This is a genomic window from Flindersiella endophytica, from assembly GCF_054779015.1.
In genome coordinates, this window is record NZ_BAAGYY010000041.1 from 245,229 (window position 1) to 262,251 (window position 17,023).

At 68.6% G+C, this 17,023-nt stretch carries 15 protein-coding genes; 8 read left to right on the top strand and 7 right to left on the bottom strand.

What is annotated here, in order from left to right; translation table 11 throughout:
* Window positions 1-43: 43 nt before the first annotated feature.
* Genes ACYVF6_RS42030 through ACYVF6_RS42055 form a run of 6 tightly spaced genes read left to right on the top strand, consistent with a single transcriptional unit; the run spans window position 44 to window position 8,921 of the window.
* On the top strand, window positions 44-2,551 hold the full coding sequence (locus ACYVF6_RS42030; RefSeq protein WP_460531171.1) for a hypothetical protein: 2,508 nt from the start codon (window positions 44-46) through the stop codon (window positions 2,549-2,551).
* Window positions 2,552-2,602: 51 nt separating this feature from the next.
* Window positions 2,603-4,534, top strand: coding sequence for an ABC transporter substrate-binding protein (locus ACYVF6_RS42035; RefSeq protein WP_460531174.1), 1,932 nt, complete (start codon window positions 2,603-2,605; stop codon window positions 4,532-4,534).
* Between the two features lie 39 nt (window positions 4,535-4,573).
* A complete protein-coding gene (locus tag ACYVF6_RS42040; protein ID WP_460531177.1) occupies window positions 4,574-5,566 on the top strand; it encodes an ABC transporter permease in 993 nt (330 codons plus the stop codon).
* A gap of 6 nt (window positions 5,567-5,572) precedes the next feature.
* Window positions 5,573-6,769 (top strand): ABC transporter permease, encoded by a 1,197-nt coding sequence (locus ACYVF6_RS42045; protein ID WP_460531180.1) that lies wholly within the window; start codon window positions 5,573-5,575, stop codon window positions 6,767-6,769.
* 50 nt (window positions 6,770-6,819) lie between these two features.
* Window positions 6,820-7,848: an ABC transporter ATP-binding protein gene (locus tag ACYVF6_RS42050; protein ID WP_460531184.1), complete on the top strand. Its 1,029-nt coding sequence runs from the start codon at window positions 6,820-6,822 to the stop codon at window positions 7,846-7,848.
* Window positions 7,848-8,921 (top strand): ABC transporter ATP-binding protein, encoded by a 1,074-nt coding sequence (locus ACYVF6_RS42055; protein WP_460531187.1) that lies wholly within the window; start codon window positions 7,848-7,850, stop codon window positions 8,919-8,921. The genes ACYVF6_RS42050 and ACYVF6_RS42055 overlap by 1 nt, the downstream gene beginning before the upstream one ends.
* A gap of 372 nt (window positions 8,922-9,293) precedes the next feature.
* Here ACYVF6_RS42055 and ACYVF6_RS42060 read toward each other — a convergent pair whose 3' ends face one another.
* From ACYVF6_RS42060 to ACYVF6_RS42090, 7 genes are all read right to left on the bottom strand, one after another.
* Window positions 9,294-9,683, bottom strand: coding sequence for a PPOX class F420-dependent oxidoreductase (locus ACYVF6_RS42060; RefSeq protein WP_460531190.1), 390 nt, complete (start codon window positions 9,681-9,683; stop codon window positions 9,294-9,296).
* A complete protein-coding gene (locus tag ACYVF6_RS42065; protein ID WP_460531193.1) occupies window positions 9,680-11,014 on the bottom strand; it encodes an FAD-binding oxidoreductase in 1,335 nt (444 codons plus the stop codon). Before ACYVF6_RS42065 ends, ACYVF6_RS42060 begins: the two co-directional genes overlap by 4 nt.
* Window positions 11,011-12,063: a LacI family DNA-binding transcriptional regulator gene (locus ACYVF6_RS42070; protein WP_460531196.1), complete on the bottom strand. Its 1,053-nt coding sequence runs from the start codon at window positions 12,061-12,063 to the stop codon at window positions 11,011-11,013. The genes ACYVF6_RS42065 and ACYVF6_RS42070 overlap by 4 nt, the downstream gene beginning before the upstream one ends.
* 172 nt (window positions 12,064-12,235) lie before the next feature.
* Window positions 12,236-13,087, bottom strand: a complete 852-nt coding sequence (locus ACYVF6_RS42075) for a S1 family peptidase (protein WP_460531199.1) — start codon at window positions 13,085-13,087, stop codon at window positions 12,236-12,238.
* 97 nt (window positions 13,088-13,184) lie between these two features.
* A complete protein-coding gene (kynU, locus tag ACYVF6_RS42080; protein WP_460531202.1) occupies window positions 13,185-14,453 on the bottom strand; it encodes a kynureninase in 1,269 nt (422 codons plus the stop codon).
* Entirely contained in the window at window positions 14,450-15,157 is a 708-nt protein-coding gene (lipB, locus tag ACYVF6_RS42085; protein WP_460531205.1) for a lipoyl(octanoyl) transferase LipB, read from the bottom strand. The genes kynU and lipB overlap by 4 nt, the downstream gene beginning before the upstream one ends.
* A gap of 136 nt (window positions 15,158-15,293) precedes the next feature.
* Window positions 15,294-15,755 (bottom strand): hypothetical protein, encoded by a 462-nt coding sequence (locus ACYVF6_RS42090; RefSeq protein ID WP_460531208.1) that lies wholly within the window; start codon window positions 15,753-15,755, stop codon window positions 15,294-15,296.
* A gap of 147 nt (window positions 15,756-15,902) precedes the next feature.
* Between ACYVF6_RS42090 and ACYVF6_RS42095 the strand changes: the two genes are divergently transcribed.
* Both ACYVF6_RS42095 and ACYVF6_RS42100 read left to right on the top strand, forming a co-directional pair.
* Complete coding sequence (locus ACYVF6_RS42095; protein WP_460531211.1) at window positions 15,903-16,046, top strand: hypothetical protein; 144 nt, start codon at window positions 15,903-15,905, stop codon at window positions 16,044-16,046.
* A gap of 82 nt (window positions 16,047-16,128) precedes the next feature.
* On the top strand, window positions 16,129-16,959 hold the full coding sequence (locus tag ACYVF6_RS42100; protein WP_460531214.1) for a nucleoside hydrolase: 831 nt from the start codon (window positions 16,129-16,131) through the stop codon (window positions 16,957-16,959).
* The last annotated feature ends 64 nt before the right edge of the window (window positions 16,960-17,023 follow it).

Below are 17,023 nucleotides of genomic sequence, written 5' to 3' on the forward strand. Positions count from 1 at the left end.
GAAAGCGTGAGGCATGTCTGACGCGACGGCAGTGATCTTGCACGTGTCCGATGAGATTGCCGGCCCGCCTGTCGACTGGGCGGCAGACCTCCTTGTGCGCGAACTGAACGGCGAGCTACGGCGAACCGCATCCGACGAGCCCGGCGGTGCCGGCACGTCGATCGTCGCCGCCAAAGGCGACGTGGGCCCGCAGGGCTTCGCCTACAGCCTTGCGGGTGACCGGTTGCGGATCGTGGCGAGTGACGCGGTCGGTGCGTCGTACGCCCTGGTCGGGCTTGCCGATCACGTCCACTCGACCGGTGATCTGCGGCAGAGCTTCGAGGAGCTCGACGGCCGGACCGCCGCGGCGGCGATGCCCGTCCGCGGAATCATGCGCTCGTTCTCCAGTGTTGACGAGGACCTGCCGTGGTACCGAAGCCGCGAGTTCTGGGGTGAGTACCTGGACTGGATGGCCCGGTCCCGGTTCAGCCGGTTCCACCTGGCGTTCGGCATGCAGTACAACTACGGCGCCGACAGGAACGGCGCCACCGACAACTACTTCTGCTTCGCCTATCCGTTCCTGCTCGACGTGCCCGGCTGGGACGTGAACGCCGAAGGCGTCACCAAGCAGGACCGCGACACCAACCTGGAGCTGCTCCGGTTCATCGCGGCCGAGACCAGGCGGCGCGGCATGGAGTTCCAGCTCGGACTGTGGAACCACGCCTACGACTACGGCCGCAACTCCCAGCACCGCTTCCCGATCACCGGGCTGACGCCGGAGACGCACGCGGAGTACTGCGGCGCGGCGATCTCGGAGTTGCTGCGGCAGTGCCCCGACATCGACGGCTTCAGCTTCCGTGTGCACTACGAAGGCGGTATTCCCGACGAGGGTCACGAACGCTTCTGGAGCGTGGTTTTCGACGCGCTGTCGGCGTCGGGGAAGCAGTTGCAGGTCGACATGCACGCCAAGGGTGTGGACGACGCTCTGCTGGACGCCGTTGACAAGCCCGGCCTGCATCCCGTGCTGGGCGCGAAGTACTGGGCCGAGCACCAGGGCCTGCCCTACCACCAGGCGTCCATCCGCCGGCGCGAGGAAGCCAAGCCGGTGCCGCCGGGCCACGAGCTGACCGCCATCACGGAGTTCTCGCGGCGCTTCACCCGTTACGGCTACGCCGACTTCCTCGGCACCGACCGCCGCGCCGACCTGATCTTCCGGGTCTGGCCCGGAACGCAGAAGCTCCTGCTCTGGGGCGATCCGGCGCTCGCGTCCGGCTACGGCAGGATGTCGACGTTCGCCGGCGCCATCGGCGTCGACGTGTGCGAGCCGCTGTACTTCAAGGGCCGCAAGGGCAGCGGCGTGCCCGGGCGGCGGGACCCGTACATCGCGCCGGATCTCAAGCTGGGCCTGCGGGACTGGACGAAGTACGCCTACACCTACCTGCTCTGGGGCCGCAAGCTCTACAACCCCGACGCTCCGGCCGACGAGTGGCGCGGCTACCTGCACGACACCTACGGCGAGCTCGCCGAGACGGTGGAGCAGGCGCTGGCACCGCTCAGCCGGATCCTGCCGCTGGTGACGGTCGTGCACGGTCTCGGCGGCTCCAACAACGGCAACTGGCCGGAGGTCTACACCAGCCTGCCTGTCACCGAGGGCGCCTATGCCTCGCACCACGGACGCGACACCGAGTCGCCGCCGATGTGGGGAACGGTCAGCCCGTTCGACCCGACGACGTTCTACATCATCAACGAGTGGGCCAAGGACGCGCTGGCCGGCAAGCTGGACGGTCGTTACACGCCGCTGGAGGTCGCCGGCTGGATCTCCGGCTTCGTCGACGCGGCCGCTGAGCATGTCGCCAAGCTGGGATCGGTCACCGATCCTGATCCACAGCTACGCAGGACGGCGATCGACGTGACGATCCTGTCGGGCCTCGGCCGGTTCTTCGCGGCCCGCTTCCGTTCGGCCGCCGACTACGCGATCTACCAGCGCTCGGGCGACCTGTCCCGGCTGCGGTCCGCGCTCGCGCACAACCAGGAGTCCCGCGACCACTGGATCCAGCTCGTGGACGCCGGCGAGGGCATCTATCAGGCCAACCTGCGATTCGGCCCGGAGCGCAGCGAGCACGGGAGCTGGGCCGACCGGCTGCCGGGGATCGAGGCAGACGCGGACGCCATGGCCGCCGAACTGAAGGCGGCGGTCGAATCCGGATCCGGCACCGGCGGGGTCGTCAAGCTGTCCTTGCCGGACCGACCGAGCGTGTCCGGCGTGGAGCACACGCCACCGGCCGGATACGTACAGGGGCAGGACCTTCTGCTCACGGTGTCGCCGGCGTCGAACGTGTCGGCCGTACGGCTTCGGTACCGGCACGTGAACCAGGCCGAGCAGTGGCAGGACCTCGACCTGACCGGCGGTCCGGACGGCTACAGCGGCGCGATCCCCGCCGAGTACACCGCTAGCACCTATCCACTCATGTACTTCTTCGCCGTCGAGTACAACGACGGCGCCGTCAGCCGGCACCCGGGGTTCGAGCCGGACCTGGCCAACCAGCCGTACCACGTGATCATGCCGAGCTGATCTCGGCAGGTCGCCGGCGGCGTTCACCTTGCAACGACGAAAGGTGTCCTGATGCGTAGGGACATATCCAGGCGGGACCTGTTCGCCCTGGCCGCTGGAACAGGGCTCGGCGCCGCCGGCCTCAGCGGCTGCAGCTTCTTCTCCACCGAGGCGGTTCATGACGACCCGAAAGCCAAAACGGCAAAGGGCAAAGAAGCGCCGATGCTCGCCGCCAAGGTCAAGGCCGGCAAGCTGCCGAAGGTGAGCGAGCGGCTGCCGAAACAGCCGAGGATGATCAAACCGCTGGAGAAACCCGGAATCTACGGCGGTCAGCTGCGAACGGTGCTGGAGAGCACCGACCCGAGCTGGCTGTGGATGACGGTGACCAACGACCATCTGGTCACGTGGGATCCGGACTACAGCAAGATCATCCCCAACGTCGCCCAGGACTTCCAGGTCAAGGAGGACGGCCGGACCTACGTCTTCCGGCTGCGCGAGGGGATGAAGTGGAGCGACGGGAAGCCGTTCACCTCCGAGGACCTCACCTGGTGGTACGAGAACATCCTGCTGAACAAGGAGATCACGCCGGTCCTCCCCACCGCGTTGAAGGTGCAGGACGGGCCCGTTGAGGTGACCGCGCAGGGCGACTGGCAGGTGACGTTCACCTTTCCCACGCCGAACGCGCTGTTCCTGGAGGAGCTCACGCCGCATGGCCCACCGTTCTGGCTGGTCCCCAAGCACTATCTCGAGAAGTTCCACAAGAAGTTCAACCCGGACCTGAAGGACGACTGGGCGCAGGACTTCCTGGCCAAGATGGACCAGCTGGAGAACGTCGACCTCCCGGTGGTCAGCGCGTGGGTGCCGAAGAACCCGCACGGCGACGGTGGCCGGCAGATCTGGGAGCGGAACCCCTACTACTGGAAGGTCGACAGCGACGGCAGCCAGCTGCCCTACATCGACCAGGTGGCGTTCACGTTCTTCACCGACCCGGAGCCGCTGCTGCTGTCGGCGGCCAACGGAGACGTGGACTTCTACACGCGCGCCGAGGTGACCATTCCGCGGAACCGGCCGACGCTGAGTGCCGCCCAGAAGCGCGGGCACTACAAGCTGATCACCGAGAAGGACCCGAACCACAACACGATCGGGTTGTGCCTGAACCTGACCCACAAGGACGCGGCCAAGCGGAAGATGTACCAGAACAAGGACTTCCGGATCGGCCTGTCGCACGGGATCAATCGGAAGCAGATCATCGATCTCGTCTACCAGAAGCAGGGCCGGCCGTGGCAGACGGCTCCACGTCCGGACGTACCGTTCTACTCCGGAGACGAGTTCGGCACGCAGTACACCGAGTTCGACCTGGCAACGGCCGAGGAGCATCTGAGCCGGGCTGGCTACGCCCAGCGCAACGCCAAGGGCGACCGGATCGGCGAGGACGGCAAGCGCATCGTCATCACGGTGCTGTGCCAGTCTCGCTACCCGGACACGATCGACGCCATGGAGTTCGTCAAGAAGACCTGGCGCGAGCTCGGCATCGAGCTGCGGATCGACACCGTGAGCCCGGACCTGGTGACCGAACGGCTGACGGCCAACAACTATGACTGCACGCTCGACAAGGGCGAGCTCGGCTACCTCGACCTGGTGATCGACCCTCGCTGGCTGTTCGCGACCGGCGGCTCTTCGTACGCTCCGCTGTGGTCGAACTGGTACGAAGGCGGAACGCCCGCCGAGGAGCCGCCGGAGGCGATGCGGCGGCAGATGCAGATGTACCGGGAGCGGGTGATCGGCTCGGCGAACCAGGACGAGCAGTACGCGGCGCTCAAGGAGATCATCGACGTCGCCAAGGACGAGTTCTGGACGATGGGCGTGTCGCTCCCCGGAGATCCGTACGCCATCAAGAACGACCGGCTGCACAACGTTCCCGGAGACGGGAAGATGTGGCTCTCGTTCAAGGCGCCGTATCCGGCGGTGACGAACGTGACCACCTACTACCTCGATCCGCAGTGAGACCCTCTCTACCCGCTCGCAAGCGAGGGTGGTGATTCCGTGCTCAGATACGTGGCGCGCCGGCTGCTCTACATGATCCCGACGCTGTTCCTGATCAGCGTCGTGGCGTTCGCGATCATCGTGCTGCCGCCGGGCGACTACCTCACGACGCTGATCAGCCAGATGCGGGCACAGGGCGGCGGCATCGACCAGTCCAGGATCGCCTTGCTGGAGGCCAGATACGGGCTCGGCGCTCCGGTCTGGGAGCAGTACCTCAAGTGGATCGGCGGCGTGCTGACCGGCGACTTCGGCGAGTCGTTCTCGCTGAACCGCCCGGTCAGCACGGTGCTGGCCCAGCGGCTGCCGCTGACCGTGGTGATCTCGCTCTGCACGTTGCTCTTCACCTGGGTCATCGCGCTTCCGATCGGCCTCTACTCGGCGGTCCGGCAGTACAAGATCGGCGACTACATCGCGACCACGATCGGCTTTCTGGGGCTGGCGATTCCCAACTTCCTGATCGCACTGGTGCTGATGTACATCGGCTATCGCTACATGGGGCAGAGTGTCGGCGGGCTGTTCTCTCCGGAGTTCGTGGACGCGCACTGGAACATCGGCAAGCTGATGAACCTGCTCGCACATCTGTGGGTTCCGATCGTCGTGCTCGGCACAGCTGGAACGGCCGGGCTGATCCGGATCCTCCGCGCGAACCTGCTGGACGAGCTGCGCAAGCCGTACGTCGTGGCCGCGCGGGCTCGCGGGATCCCGAAGCGGAAGCTGATCCTCAAGTATCCGCTCCGGGTCGCGCTGAACCCGTTCATCTCGACGATCGGCTGGACACTGCCCGCGCTGGTTTCCGGCGAGGTGATCGTGGCGACCGTGCTGTCGCTGCCGACGACCGGGCCCGTGCTGCTGAGCTCGCTGGTGAGCCAGGACATGTACCTCGCGGGCTCGATCATCCTGCTGACCAGCGTGCTGACCGTGATCGGGACCCTGTTGTCGGACTTCGCACTGGCCTGGCTGGATCCGCGGATCCGGCTGCGGATGGCGGGGTGAGCGGGCATGGCTGATCCAGTGGTCGATGCCGTCCATCCCGGTCCTCCGGTGGACGAGGTGGCGACGCCGGCTGGCGGCTCCGGGCCTGGTTCCGGTGCCGGTGGGCCGGGCAGGTCCGACACCGCCAGCCAGGCGCGGCTGATCTGGCGGGGCTTCCGCAAGCATCGGCTGGCACTCGCTGGTGCTGTGGTCACCGCGCTGCTCTATCTCATCGTGTTGTTCGCGGAGTTCCTGGCGCCGTACAGCACGGGTCTGTTCCACGAGGACTACCCGTACGCGCCGCCGCAGCGGGTGCACGTTCTGTCCACCGAGGGTGGCAGCTTCGACGTAGGGCTGTACGTCTACGGCTACAAGCAGAACCTCGACAAGGAGTCGCTGGCGGTCAGCTACACCGTCGACCGGACGCAGAAGATCCCGCTGCGGTTGTTCGACACGTCCGAGGAGTCGTACCGGCTGCTCGGCGTCTTCGAGACCAAGGTGCACCTGATCGGGCCGGTGAACGACAACCAGCCGATGTATCTGCTCGGATCGGACCGCAACGGGCGCGACCTGCTGTCGCGCATGCTGATCGGGACCCGCGTGTCGATGACGATCGGCCTGGTCGGCGTGACGCTGGCGTTCGTGCTCGGCGCGACGCTGGGCGGCATCTCGGGATATATCGGGGGCAAGGCCGACACGGTGATCCAGCGGCTGGTCGAGCTGTTCATGTCGCTGCCGACCCTGCCGCTCTGGCTGGGACTGGCGGCGGCGATGCCCCAGAGCTGGGGTGCCGTACAGCGCTACTTCGCGATCACGTCGATCCTGGCGCTGTTCGCCTGGACCGAGCTGGCGCGGGTCACCCGTGGGCGGTTCCTGGCCTTGCGGGAGGAGGAGTTCGTGACGTCCGCGCGGCTGGACGGGAACCGGCCGCGCCGGCTGATCTTCCGGCACCTGCTGCCGTTGCTGACCTCGCACCTGATCGCGTCGCTGACGTTGTCGATTCCGGCGATGATCCTGGCGGAGACGGCCCTGTCGTTCCTCGGGCTCGGCCTGCAGGCGCCCGTGGTCAGCTGGGGCGTGCTGCTGCAGGAGGCGCAGAACGTCCAGGTGATCGCGACCGCGCCGTGGCTCATGCTGCCCGGCCTCGCGGTGGTGATCGCCGTGCTGTCGCTGAACTTCGTCGGGGACGGCCTGCGGGACGCGGCCGATCCGTACAAGCACTGAGCGGTGAGGAGCGGACCATTTCAGCGCCAGATTCGGTAGTAGAAGAGAACGTGCTGGAGATCGAGAACCTGCGCACGCACTTCACGTTCGACGACGGACTGGTCCGCGCGGTCGACGGAGTGAGCTTCGAGATCGCCGCCGGACGTACGGTGTGCGTCGTCGGCGAGTCGGGGTGCGGGAAGAGCATCACCGCCCGGTCGATCCTCGGGCTGATCGACCGGCCGGGGAAGATCGTCGATGGCCGGGTCTGGTGGCAGCCCTCCGCTGACGGCGAACGGATCGATCTGGCCAAGCTCGACCCGGACGGTGAACAGCTGCGGCAGATCCGCGGTGGTGAGATCGCGATGATCTTCCAGGAGCCGATGGCTTCGCTGTCGCCGATGTACAGCGTCGGCAACCAGCTGACCGAGGCGATGCGTGTACACCTGCCGATCTCGAAGGCGGAGGCGTGGTCGCGTGGGCGGGAACTGCTGCGGCAGGTCGGCATCCCGCGGCCCGACGCGACGATGGAGGCGTATCCGTTCCAGCTGTCGGGCGGGATGTGCCAGCGGGTGATGATCGCGATCGCGTTGTCGTGCCGGCCGCAGTTGCTGATCGCGGACGAGCCGACGACCGCGTTGGACGTGACGACGCAGGCGCGGATCATCGACTTGTTGCGGGACCTGCAGCAGAGCTACCGGATGTCGATGATGTTCATCACGCACGATCTCGGGGTGGTGGCCGAGGTCGCGGACGACGTGGTGGTGATGTACCTCGGGACGGTGGTCGAGCGCGGGCCGGTCGACGCGATCTTCCACGATCCGCAGCATCCGTACACGCGGGCGTTGCTCAAGTCGGTGCCTCGGATGGGGCGGGGGAAGCGGCAGCGGCTGGCGACGATTCGGGGGCAGGTGCCGCATCCGTTCGCGTACCCGTCGGGGTGTCCGTTCCACCCGCGGTGCGATCAGGCGGTTCCCGGGCTGTGTGACAGCAGCGAGCCGCCGACTGTGTCGCTGGGGCCGGAGCGGATTACTCGTTGCGTCCTGCCCGAGCTCGAAGCGGGCCGGTCGGCTCGGCAGTCGGAACTGAAGGAGGCGTGATGACGGAGCCTGTTCCTGGGCCTGTTCCTGGGCCTGGTCCCGGGCCGGCTTCTGAGCCGATCCTGCGGGTCGAAGGGCTGTCGATGCGGTTTCCCATCCGGGGCAGGGGATTGTTCGCGCGGCGGACCGGATGGGTGCACGCGGTCAACGGAGTCGACCTGGAGATCCGGGCCGGTGAGGTGCTGGGGCTGGTGGGGGAGTCCGGGTGCGGCAAGACGACGCTGGGGCGGTGCATCGTACGCAGTGAGCAGCCGAGCGCTGGGGCGTTGCACTATCTGTCGGGAACTGGCGGGTACGTCGATCTTGCGACGCTGTCGGCTGGGGCGTTGCGGCCGTACCAGCAGGAGATCCGGATGATCTTTCAGGATCCGTTCTCGTCGCTGAATCCGCGGATGACAGTGCTCGACATCGTTGGGGATCCGCTCAAGGCCACAGGGCTGGCGAAGGGGTCGGAGCTGCGGGATCGGGTGGCGGTGATGCTGGAGAAGGTGGGGCTGTCTTCCGGGCACATGCGGCGTTACCCGCATGCGTTCTCCGGCGGGCAGCGACAGCGGCTGAACATCGCGCGGGCGTTGATCACCAACCCGCGGCTGGTGATCGCTGACGAGGCGGTGTCGGCGCTCGATGTGTCGGTGCGGGCGCAGGTGCTCAACCTGTTGCGGGACCTGCAGGATGAGCTCGGGTTGACCTATCTCTTTATTTCGCACGACATGTCGGTGGTGGAGAGTATCTGCGACCGGGTGGCGGTGATGTACCTCGGTGGGATCGCGGAGGTGGCGGACACCGATGCGATCTATGGGGGGCCGCGGCATCCGTACACCGAGGCGTTGCTGTCGGCGGTCCCGCGGCCGGACCCTAGGTTGCGTGACCAGGGCCGGCGGATCCGGTTGTCCGATGAGATTCCCGATCCGGCGGCACCGCCGAGTGGCTGCTTCTTCCGGACGCGGTGCGTGTACGCGGATGAGGAACGATGCGTGGAGGAGCGGCCGGAGTTGCGTGTGCTCGGGGCGGGGCGTCGGGCGGCGTGTCACCATGCGGAGGAGCTGAGTCTTAGCGGCGTCCTGGCGTCCTGAGGTCGCAGCCCGTTCTCTGGCTGGGGTGCGCCAGCACAGTCCAATCCCTGGCTTCCCGGAACCTCACCCGTCGGACGCGACATGCTTGCATTGAGCCGGCGTTGCCCAGGGATGCAAGGCCCCAGCTTCGGTTTGCCCGTGCTGGGGCAGCCTTGCATCCCTGGGCAACGCCGGCTAAACCTTCGGTGGCGCGTCCGGCGGGTGAGGGGCCGGGAAGCCCCCGGTTCCGAGCCCTGAGTGTCCGGCCCGCCGGAGGCAACCCACCAGGGCAACGCCCCGCGAGCAGACAGCAGCCGAAGCGGCGAAGAGCCCACCAGAACAGCCGCCGAAGTCAGGCAGTCCGTCGTCGTGCCGAGGGCGATCGTGCCGAGGCTAGAAGCTGAGCGTCCCAGCGTGCTCGACCTCGACGAGGTAGATGATGCGGTCTTCGCGGAGTGGGTAGGGGCCGCCGATGTACTTGTCGGCGATGGCGTCGATGATCTGCCAGGCGCGATCACCCTCTACGCGTTCGGCGATGCGGCCGCGGAGGTAGGCCATGTCGTTCGGCTTGTGGCGGTTGGTGATCGAGATCGCCACTCTCGGGTCGTTGTCCAGGTTGCGGGCCTTGCGGGAGCCGGGGGAGGTGAGGAAGGCGAGCCGGTCGCCTTCGCGGCCGATCCACATGGGGACGCTGTGTGGGGCGCCGTCGGGGAGGAGGGTGGCGAGGTGGGCGGTGTTGGGTTCGTCGATCAGGCGGAGCAGGTCGGGGGTCAGCTTGCTCATTGGTCATTCCTTTGTGTGAGTGGGATGGACTGGTCGTGGCGGAAGCGGTTGCCGGGGTCGTACCGGCGCTTGGTCTCCAGGAGCCGCGGCAGGTTTGTGTCGTAGTAGGCGGTCAGCGGGCGGGGTAGGCCGGGGTCGGCGAAGTTTTGGTAGGCGCGGCCGGACGTGTGGGGTGCGAGCAGGTCGCCGGCCGCGGTCAGCCACTGGGAGCCGGGAGTGGCGGCGAGCTTCAGCAGGTACAGGTCGCGGCGGTGTACGTAGGCTGTGGCGTCCGGCGCTGGGCGGTTGTAGGCGCCGCCGAGTGGCAGCAGGTCGATCTCTCGTTGCTCACCCGGCCGGCGTTCGGTGAGGGTGAGGTCGACCAGGCGCTGGATCACCTGCTGGGGCAGGGGATCGGTGACGTACAGCGAACGGGAGCGCATCGGGCCGCCGTCCGGGGCGCCGAAGGTTGCCAGGTGGTCCTTGACCTCGTGCAGCAGGCCGGAGCGTTCCCGGGCGCCGACGATCGGAAAGCCCAGGTTCGGTGACATGGCGCCGGCGATCGTCGCGCCGATGAGGGTGAGGCCGGGGGCGGTGGCGGGGTCGGCCGGGCTCGTCAGCTTGACTTCCGCGGAGACCTCGGGCGGAGCGTCGGGGAGCCAGGACTGCCAGGTGCACAGGAGATCCGTGGCCGACTCCGCTGCGTAGGTCTGCTGGAACGCGGTCGCCGCGGGCTCCGGGACCGTCGCGAATCGCAGTGCCGTCACGACGCCGAAGCTGCCGGAGCCCGCGCCCCGCAAGGCCCAGAACAGGTCGGGTTCGTGCTCCGCGTCGCAGTGGAGCAGGGTGCCGTCGGCGAGGACGATTTCGGCGGCGGTCAGGGCGTCACACGTCAGGCCGTGCAGGCGGCCCAGTACGCCGAGTCCGCCGCCGAGCGTCAGGCCGGCGATGCCGACGCTCGGGCCGCAGCCGGCGGGGATCGTCCGGTGGCGGGTGTGCAATCCCTTGTAGAGCGTGGAAAGCATGGTTCCCGCGCCGACGGTCGCCTGGTCGCCGTCGAAGGTGATGGTGCCGAGGCCGGTGGTGTCGATCAGGACTCCGGTGGTACGCGAGTGGCCGGCGAAGCAGTGCCCGCCGCCGCGGATGCCGGTCGGCAGGTCGTACTTCTCGGCGAACCGCACGACCGCCGCCACGTCCAGCGGGCCCGCGACCCGGGCGATCGCGGCCGGCAGTTGGTCGTTGCCGCTCGCCATCGGCCATCGCGCGAGCGCGGGGAACGCGGCGTCGGTCGGTGTGAACAACTGGCCGGTGAGATCCTGGCGTAGGCGGTCCCAGTCCGCGGCGGCGGTCATCGGCGTTCGCCTTCGGCTGGTCCCGTGCTCGCGCGGATGACGAGCTCGGCAGGGAGCAGGATCTGCCGCTCGGTCACCATGTCCGGTTCGAGCAGGATCAGGCCGACCGCCCGGCCCCGGTCGGTCATCGACTGGTGGACGGTGGTCAGCCCGGCGGCGGTCGCCTCGGGGATGTCGTCGAAGCCGATCACCGAGATGTCCACGCCGGGGCGCAGGCCGCGGGCCCGGATGGCGTCGAGAACGCCCAGCGCCAGCACGTCAGTCGTCGTGACGATCGCGGTTGGTGGGGTGGGCAGGTCGAGCAACTCCGCTGCCATCGCCTGGCCGGCCTGCCGGGCGTTCCGTTCCGCGGCAACGGGAAGCAGGTCGGCGCCGGGCAGGGCGCGGCGGTAGCCCCCGTACCTCGCCCGCGCGGACTTCCCGGCGACGGCGAGGACGCGATCGACGTCCAGCGACGCGGTGCCGTCGGCCGACGGGTCCTGCGCTGCCTGCCAGCGGTCGATGATCACGGCGACGCGGTGGTGGCCCAGGCCCGCGAGATACTCGCCGGCGGAGTACGCCGACGCCTCGTCGTCGATTCCGACGTACGCGAGGTTCGGATCGTCGGTCGGCGTCGTCGTCACGACCGGCAGGCTCCGCGCCCGGATCACCTCGACGGCGGGATGTCCGTCGTCGACGCAGTAGAGGCAGAAGCCGTCGACCATCGCCTTGCGTACGGCTTCGACCGCCGTGTCGATCGGAACCAGCAGCAGGCTGGTCGAGTGCCGCTCCGCCGTCTCCGCGAGACCCTGCAGGAAGCCGACGGCGTATGGATCGGAGAACGCGAACGACAGGGTCTCGGTGAACAGCAGCCCGAGGGAGCCGGTCCGCTTGCTCCGCAACGACCGGGCCGCCGCGTCCGGGCCGGTGTAGCCGAGCCGCCTGGCCTCGGCGAAGATCCGCTCCCGCAGGTCGGCGGTGAGCTGCTCCGGCCGGTTGTACGCATTGGAGACCGTCGTCCGGGACACCCCCAGCGCCTTGGCGATCGTCTGCAGGGTCACGCTCGGCATCGCCTGCCAGCCTCCGTCCGTACCTGTGCTGAATCGATTTGGTTGATCGATTCAGAAGACTAGGCCACAAACCGGCGGCACGCAAGACCTCAGTCCCTGACGCAAGCAAGCGGCGAGTGCCTGCTCCCGGAGGGGGCGCCGGGAGCAGGCACTCGCCAAGGGTGATCCGCGCTCAGGAAGTGGTGTGATCTACCTGGATCGTCTCGGTCACCCAGTCCCAGTAGAAGTCGGTCGTGGTGTAGACCTCGTTACCGTTCAGGCAGCCTTCTTCACCGGGTCCGCGGCTGTCGACACCGACCAGACGCCAGACGCCGTTGACCTTCCAGATCAGCGGGCTGCCGGAGTCACCGAAGCAGGGACCCGACGTGCCGCTGTTGGTGTCCATGCAGACATCTCCGGGCGTGATGTCGTACGGGTCGCCGTTGATGCAGTCGGCGAACAGCAGCAGCTTGGCGTCGAGCTCCTGCAACTGCCGGGGCGTCGACGCTGGGTCGTCCTCGACCGTACGTCCCCAACCCAGCATGCGCAGCGGGGTGTTGGCCGACGGGTGCAGGATGTTCTGGATCGGCTGCTCGGTCGCCGGCTGCCTGATCTTGATCAGCCCGATGTCGCCCGCGCTCTCCTTGCCGGCGGCCCAGTACGGATGCGCGGCGAACTTCTCGATCTGGTGTACCGTCCCGCCCTGATGGTCGGTCGAGCCGATCCGTACGACGTACTTCGACGGCTCCAGCAACGTCCCGTCGCCCGTCGCGACGCAGTGGGCTGCGGTCACCAGCCAGTTCGGCGCGATCAGCGCGGCGCCGCAGCGGATGGGGCTCGGCCGGTCCGGGTCGACGTACTGCATCGAAGCCACGAACGGATACGCCTCGGACGCCGGCTTGCCGCCGATGATCTGCGGCGCCGGACCTTCGTAAGGCTTGGCGAATCCGACGTCGCTCGTACTGCCGGCGTGCGCGACGCCGGTCAGCGCGGACAATGCCGCCACCGTGGTCGTCGCGAGGACGGCCAGTGATCTTCTCGTCATGATCACGAAGCTTCGCGGCCCACGCTGGCGCAGCCCTGGCGTCTCGCTGTCAGCAGAGTCACGCCGACGGGAACTCGGGCTGGAAGCGGACCGACCGTCAGGTGACGCGGGCCTTCTCGTGGGCGAAGCGTTCGTGCCGGCCGTTGGCCACCAGGTCGCGCATCCGGGCCACCGCGTCCCAGACGTCGGTGAAGCGGGTGTACGCGGGCGAAGGGCCGACGCGGATCCGGTCCGGCTCGCGGTAGTCGCAGATGACGTCGGCATCCTCGGCCAGGGCGCGGCAGATCCGCCAGGCGTCCGGGTGCCACAGGCTGACGTGCGAGCCTCGCCGCCCGGGGTCGGCGGGGGAGGCCAGCCGGAAGCCCAACGGCTCCAGCCAGCGGCCGGCCAGCTCCACGGTCAGCTCGCCGAGCAGCCGTCCCTTCGCCCGCAGCCGGTCGACGCCCGCCTCCTCGACCAGGTCGAACGCGGGCGCCAGCGCGGCGGTCGACAGCATCGCGGGCGTGCCGGTGAGGTAGCGCTCGATCCGGTCGACCGGCACGTACTCCGGTCCCATCGCGAACTGGTCCTGCTGGCCGAACCAGCCCTGGATCGGCTGCCTGAGCCGCTCCTGCAATCCCTGCCGGACATAGAGGAACGCGGGCGAGCCCGGCCCGCCGTTGAGGTACTTGTACGTGCAGCCGACCGCCAGGTCGGCGCCGTCCGCGGCGAGCCGGACCGGCACCGCACCCGCCGCGTGCGACAGGTCCCAGAGCACGAGCGCGCCGGCCGAACGCGCGAGCTCGTTGACCGCCGCCAGGTCGACCAGCGCGCCGCTGCGATAGGCGACGGCCGACAGCACCACCAGCGCCACGTCGTCGTCGAGCACGGCGGCCAAGCGGCTGAGGTCGAGGCCCGTGTCGACGTCGGACTCGATCACACGAAGCTCGAGGCCACGTTGTTGCGCCAGGCCCTGGGCGACGTACCGGTTGGTCGGGAAGTCGTCGGCGTCCACGACCAGCGCGCGCCGACGAGGCTGCAGGTCCAGTGCTCCCCAGGCGAGTTTGTAGTGGTTGACGGTCGTCGAGTCGCTCACCACCACCTCGCCCGGCTCGGCACCGACGACGTGCCGGGCCAGCCGGTCGCCGAGCGCACGGCCCCAGTCGATCCAGTCGTTCCAGGACCGGACCAGCCCGCGGCCCCACCCGTCGCGTACGAACTCGGCCAGGAAGTCCGGCGTGCGAGCCGGCAGCCGTCCGAGCGAGTTGCCGTCCAGGTAGAGCAGGTCGGGATCGGCGATCACGAACCGTTCACGGAGGTACGCGAGCGGGTCGGAGCGGTCGAGGCGTTCGGCTTCGGCTCGGGAGCCGTCGGGCGCGGTGGTCACGACTCCATCGTGGCCCGCAGGCCGGGCTTGCCGGTGAGCAGCCCGCCCGCGCCGGAGGCGACGACTGCTCCGAGCGCCCGCGCCACCGCGTCACGTACGTCGGTCTCGGCCGGAGCCGGCTTGCCTTCGGTCTGGGCGATCCGGGCGAGCGAGGTCATCTCGGTGTCGGGAAGGCCGCACGGGATGAAGCGGGTGAACGCGCCGAGGTCGGGATCGACGTTCAGCGCGAAGCCGTGGCTGGTGACGCCGTGCCTGATCCGCATCCCGATCGACACCAGCTTCTGGTGGCTCGGCGTCCACACACCGACCAGGCTCTGCGCGCCCTTCGGCGTGTCGCGGCGGATTGCGTCGAAACCGAGCGTCGACAGGGCGTCGGTCAGGCCGTGCTCGAGCCAGCGCACGATGTCGACCGGGCCGCGGTCACGCTCGCGGTCGCGGAGGTTGAGGACGAGGTAGCCGACGAGTTGGCCCGGACCGTGGTAGGTGGCCTGACCTCCGCGATCGACCTCGACCAGCGGGATCGGGCAGTCCGCGGTCGGCAGCTCCTCGGGCGGAGTCCGCGAGCCGTACGTGATCACCTCGGGATGGCTCAGCAGCACCAGCCGGTCACCGATCTCGTCGTCGCGGCGCTGCTGCACCCACTCGCGCATGGCCTCGATCGCTTGGGTGTAGGGGACCTCGCCGAGGTCGACGCGTTCCAGCATTGGCCGCCAATCCGTTCGTTACGAGCCCACCGGCCGATCGCCCTTCGACGTTACCCCGGCGCTCCCACCGTGGCTCTTGTCTCCTGGCTCGTGGCTCGGGGCGATGGCGGCCGGTGAGGGTCCGTAAGCCGAACCGTCAGCCGTAGTTCGGCGGCCACTGCTGCTGCGGCCCGCCGCCCTGTCCCTGCTGCCAGGTCTGCTGCTGCGGTCCACCGGCTTGGCCTTGTTGCCAGGCCTGCTGCTGTCCACCCGGGCCCTGCTGCCACCCCGGCATGCCGGGCTGCGTGCCCTGCGGCGGGTTGCGCTTGGCGATCACCGCGAAGATGAGCAGCCCGGTGCCCGCGACGTTGAAGAGAACCGAGATCAGGCTCCACAGCGCGACCGTCGTACCGATGCTCATTCCGCTCGAACGGACCAGCGACGGCATGAAGAAGCCGAGAGTGGCGTTGAAGATCAGGCCGATCAGCAGCAGGACGCAGCCCACCATGCCGAGGACGGCGGCGCTCCCGTGGTTGGGCCGGTTGACAGCCATCAGGATGATGCCACCCAGGAGCACCAACGCCATCACGGTGGAAGGAATGAACTGAAGCACCTGCACATGAACTCCCGCGGGCTAGGGGCTTGGGATCGCTTGAGGGTACGTGGTCGGAGACTCAAGATAGCGTGTCGTCGTCCGCGCGGAAGCCCAGGAAGATCGACATCACCGCCTGCATCTGGGCGCGGCGGCCGGCGTTGAACTCGACGAGTGCCGGCCGGTGTCGCCTCGCTCGAGGCACATGCGGCTTACCTGGCAGCGATTCCAGGCCATCCCGCGCCGGCCGACTTCATCCCGAAGATCCTCGCGATGAACGGCAAGGCGATGGGTGTGGAGAGCGCCGTCCTGTTCTAGGCCCGTGACCTGGAGGCGCCGCCGCCGATCCTGATCGACGCCATGCGGGAGTAAGGCGAGCCGGCCGACTATCGTGGCGCGGATGATCGAATTGGCCTTCGACACCGACATCGGAAGCGACGTCGACGACCTGCTCGCGCTGGCGATGATCCTCGGCTCGCCGGAGCTTCGGCTGCGGGCGGTGACCACTGTCTACGGCGACACGTTGCTGCGGGCCCGGATGGTTCGCCGTGCGTACACCGTCACGCGGCGGCCGGCGCCGCCGGTCGCGGCGGGGGCGCGGGAGACACGTTCGGGGCGCGCGGTGTGGTGGGCCGGACACGAGGGCACGTTGGTGCCGGACCTGGCGTCCGAGCCGGTCGACGAGACCCTGGACGTGACCTCGCTGCTACGTGAGTCCGCTGTCGTCGCCGCTGTGGGCCCGCTGACCAACGTCGCGGAAGCACTGGAAGGTACGCACGGCATCGAGCAGCTGGTGGTGATGGGCGGCGACTTCACCACGGACGGGCCGGAGCACAACATCGAGTGCGACGTGACCGCGGCGCAAGCGGTGTTCGCGGCCGGTGTGCCGGCGTTGGTGACAGGCTTCGACCAGACCAGGCGGGTCGCCGTGACCGACGCCGAGGTCGACACGATCGCCGCGTCGGGCGCGCTGGGCGAGTGGGTGGCCGCGGAGATCCGGCAGTTCCGGAGCTGGATCGGCCATCCGAACAGCCCGCACGACCCGATCGCGGTGCTGGCAGCCGTACGCCCCGAGTTGTTCACGTTCGCCCGCGGTGTCGTCCGGGTCGACGCCGACGGGGTGACCACCCTGGAACGCGACGACAACGGGCCGCACCAGGTGGTGGTCGACCTCGACCTCGCGGCGGTCGAACAGGAGATCGTCGGCCGGATCTGCCGCGCCCAAGGCTGACCCCGCAGCTCTTGCCGCGTGGTCGGCGCGCCGCTCCGGGCAGGTCGGCCAGGTCAGCCAGATC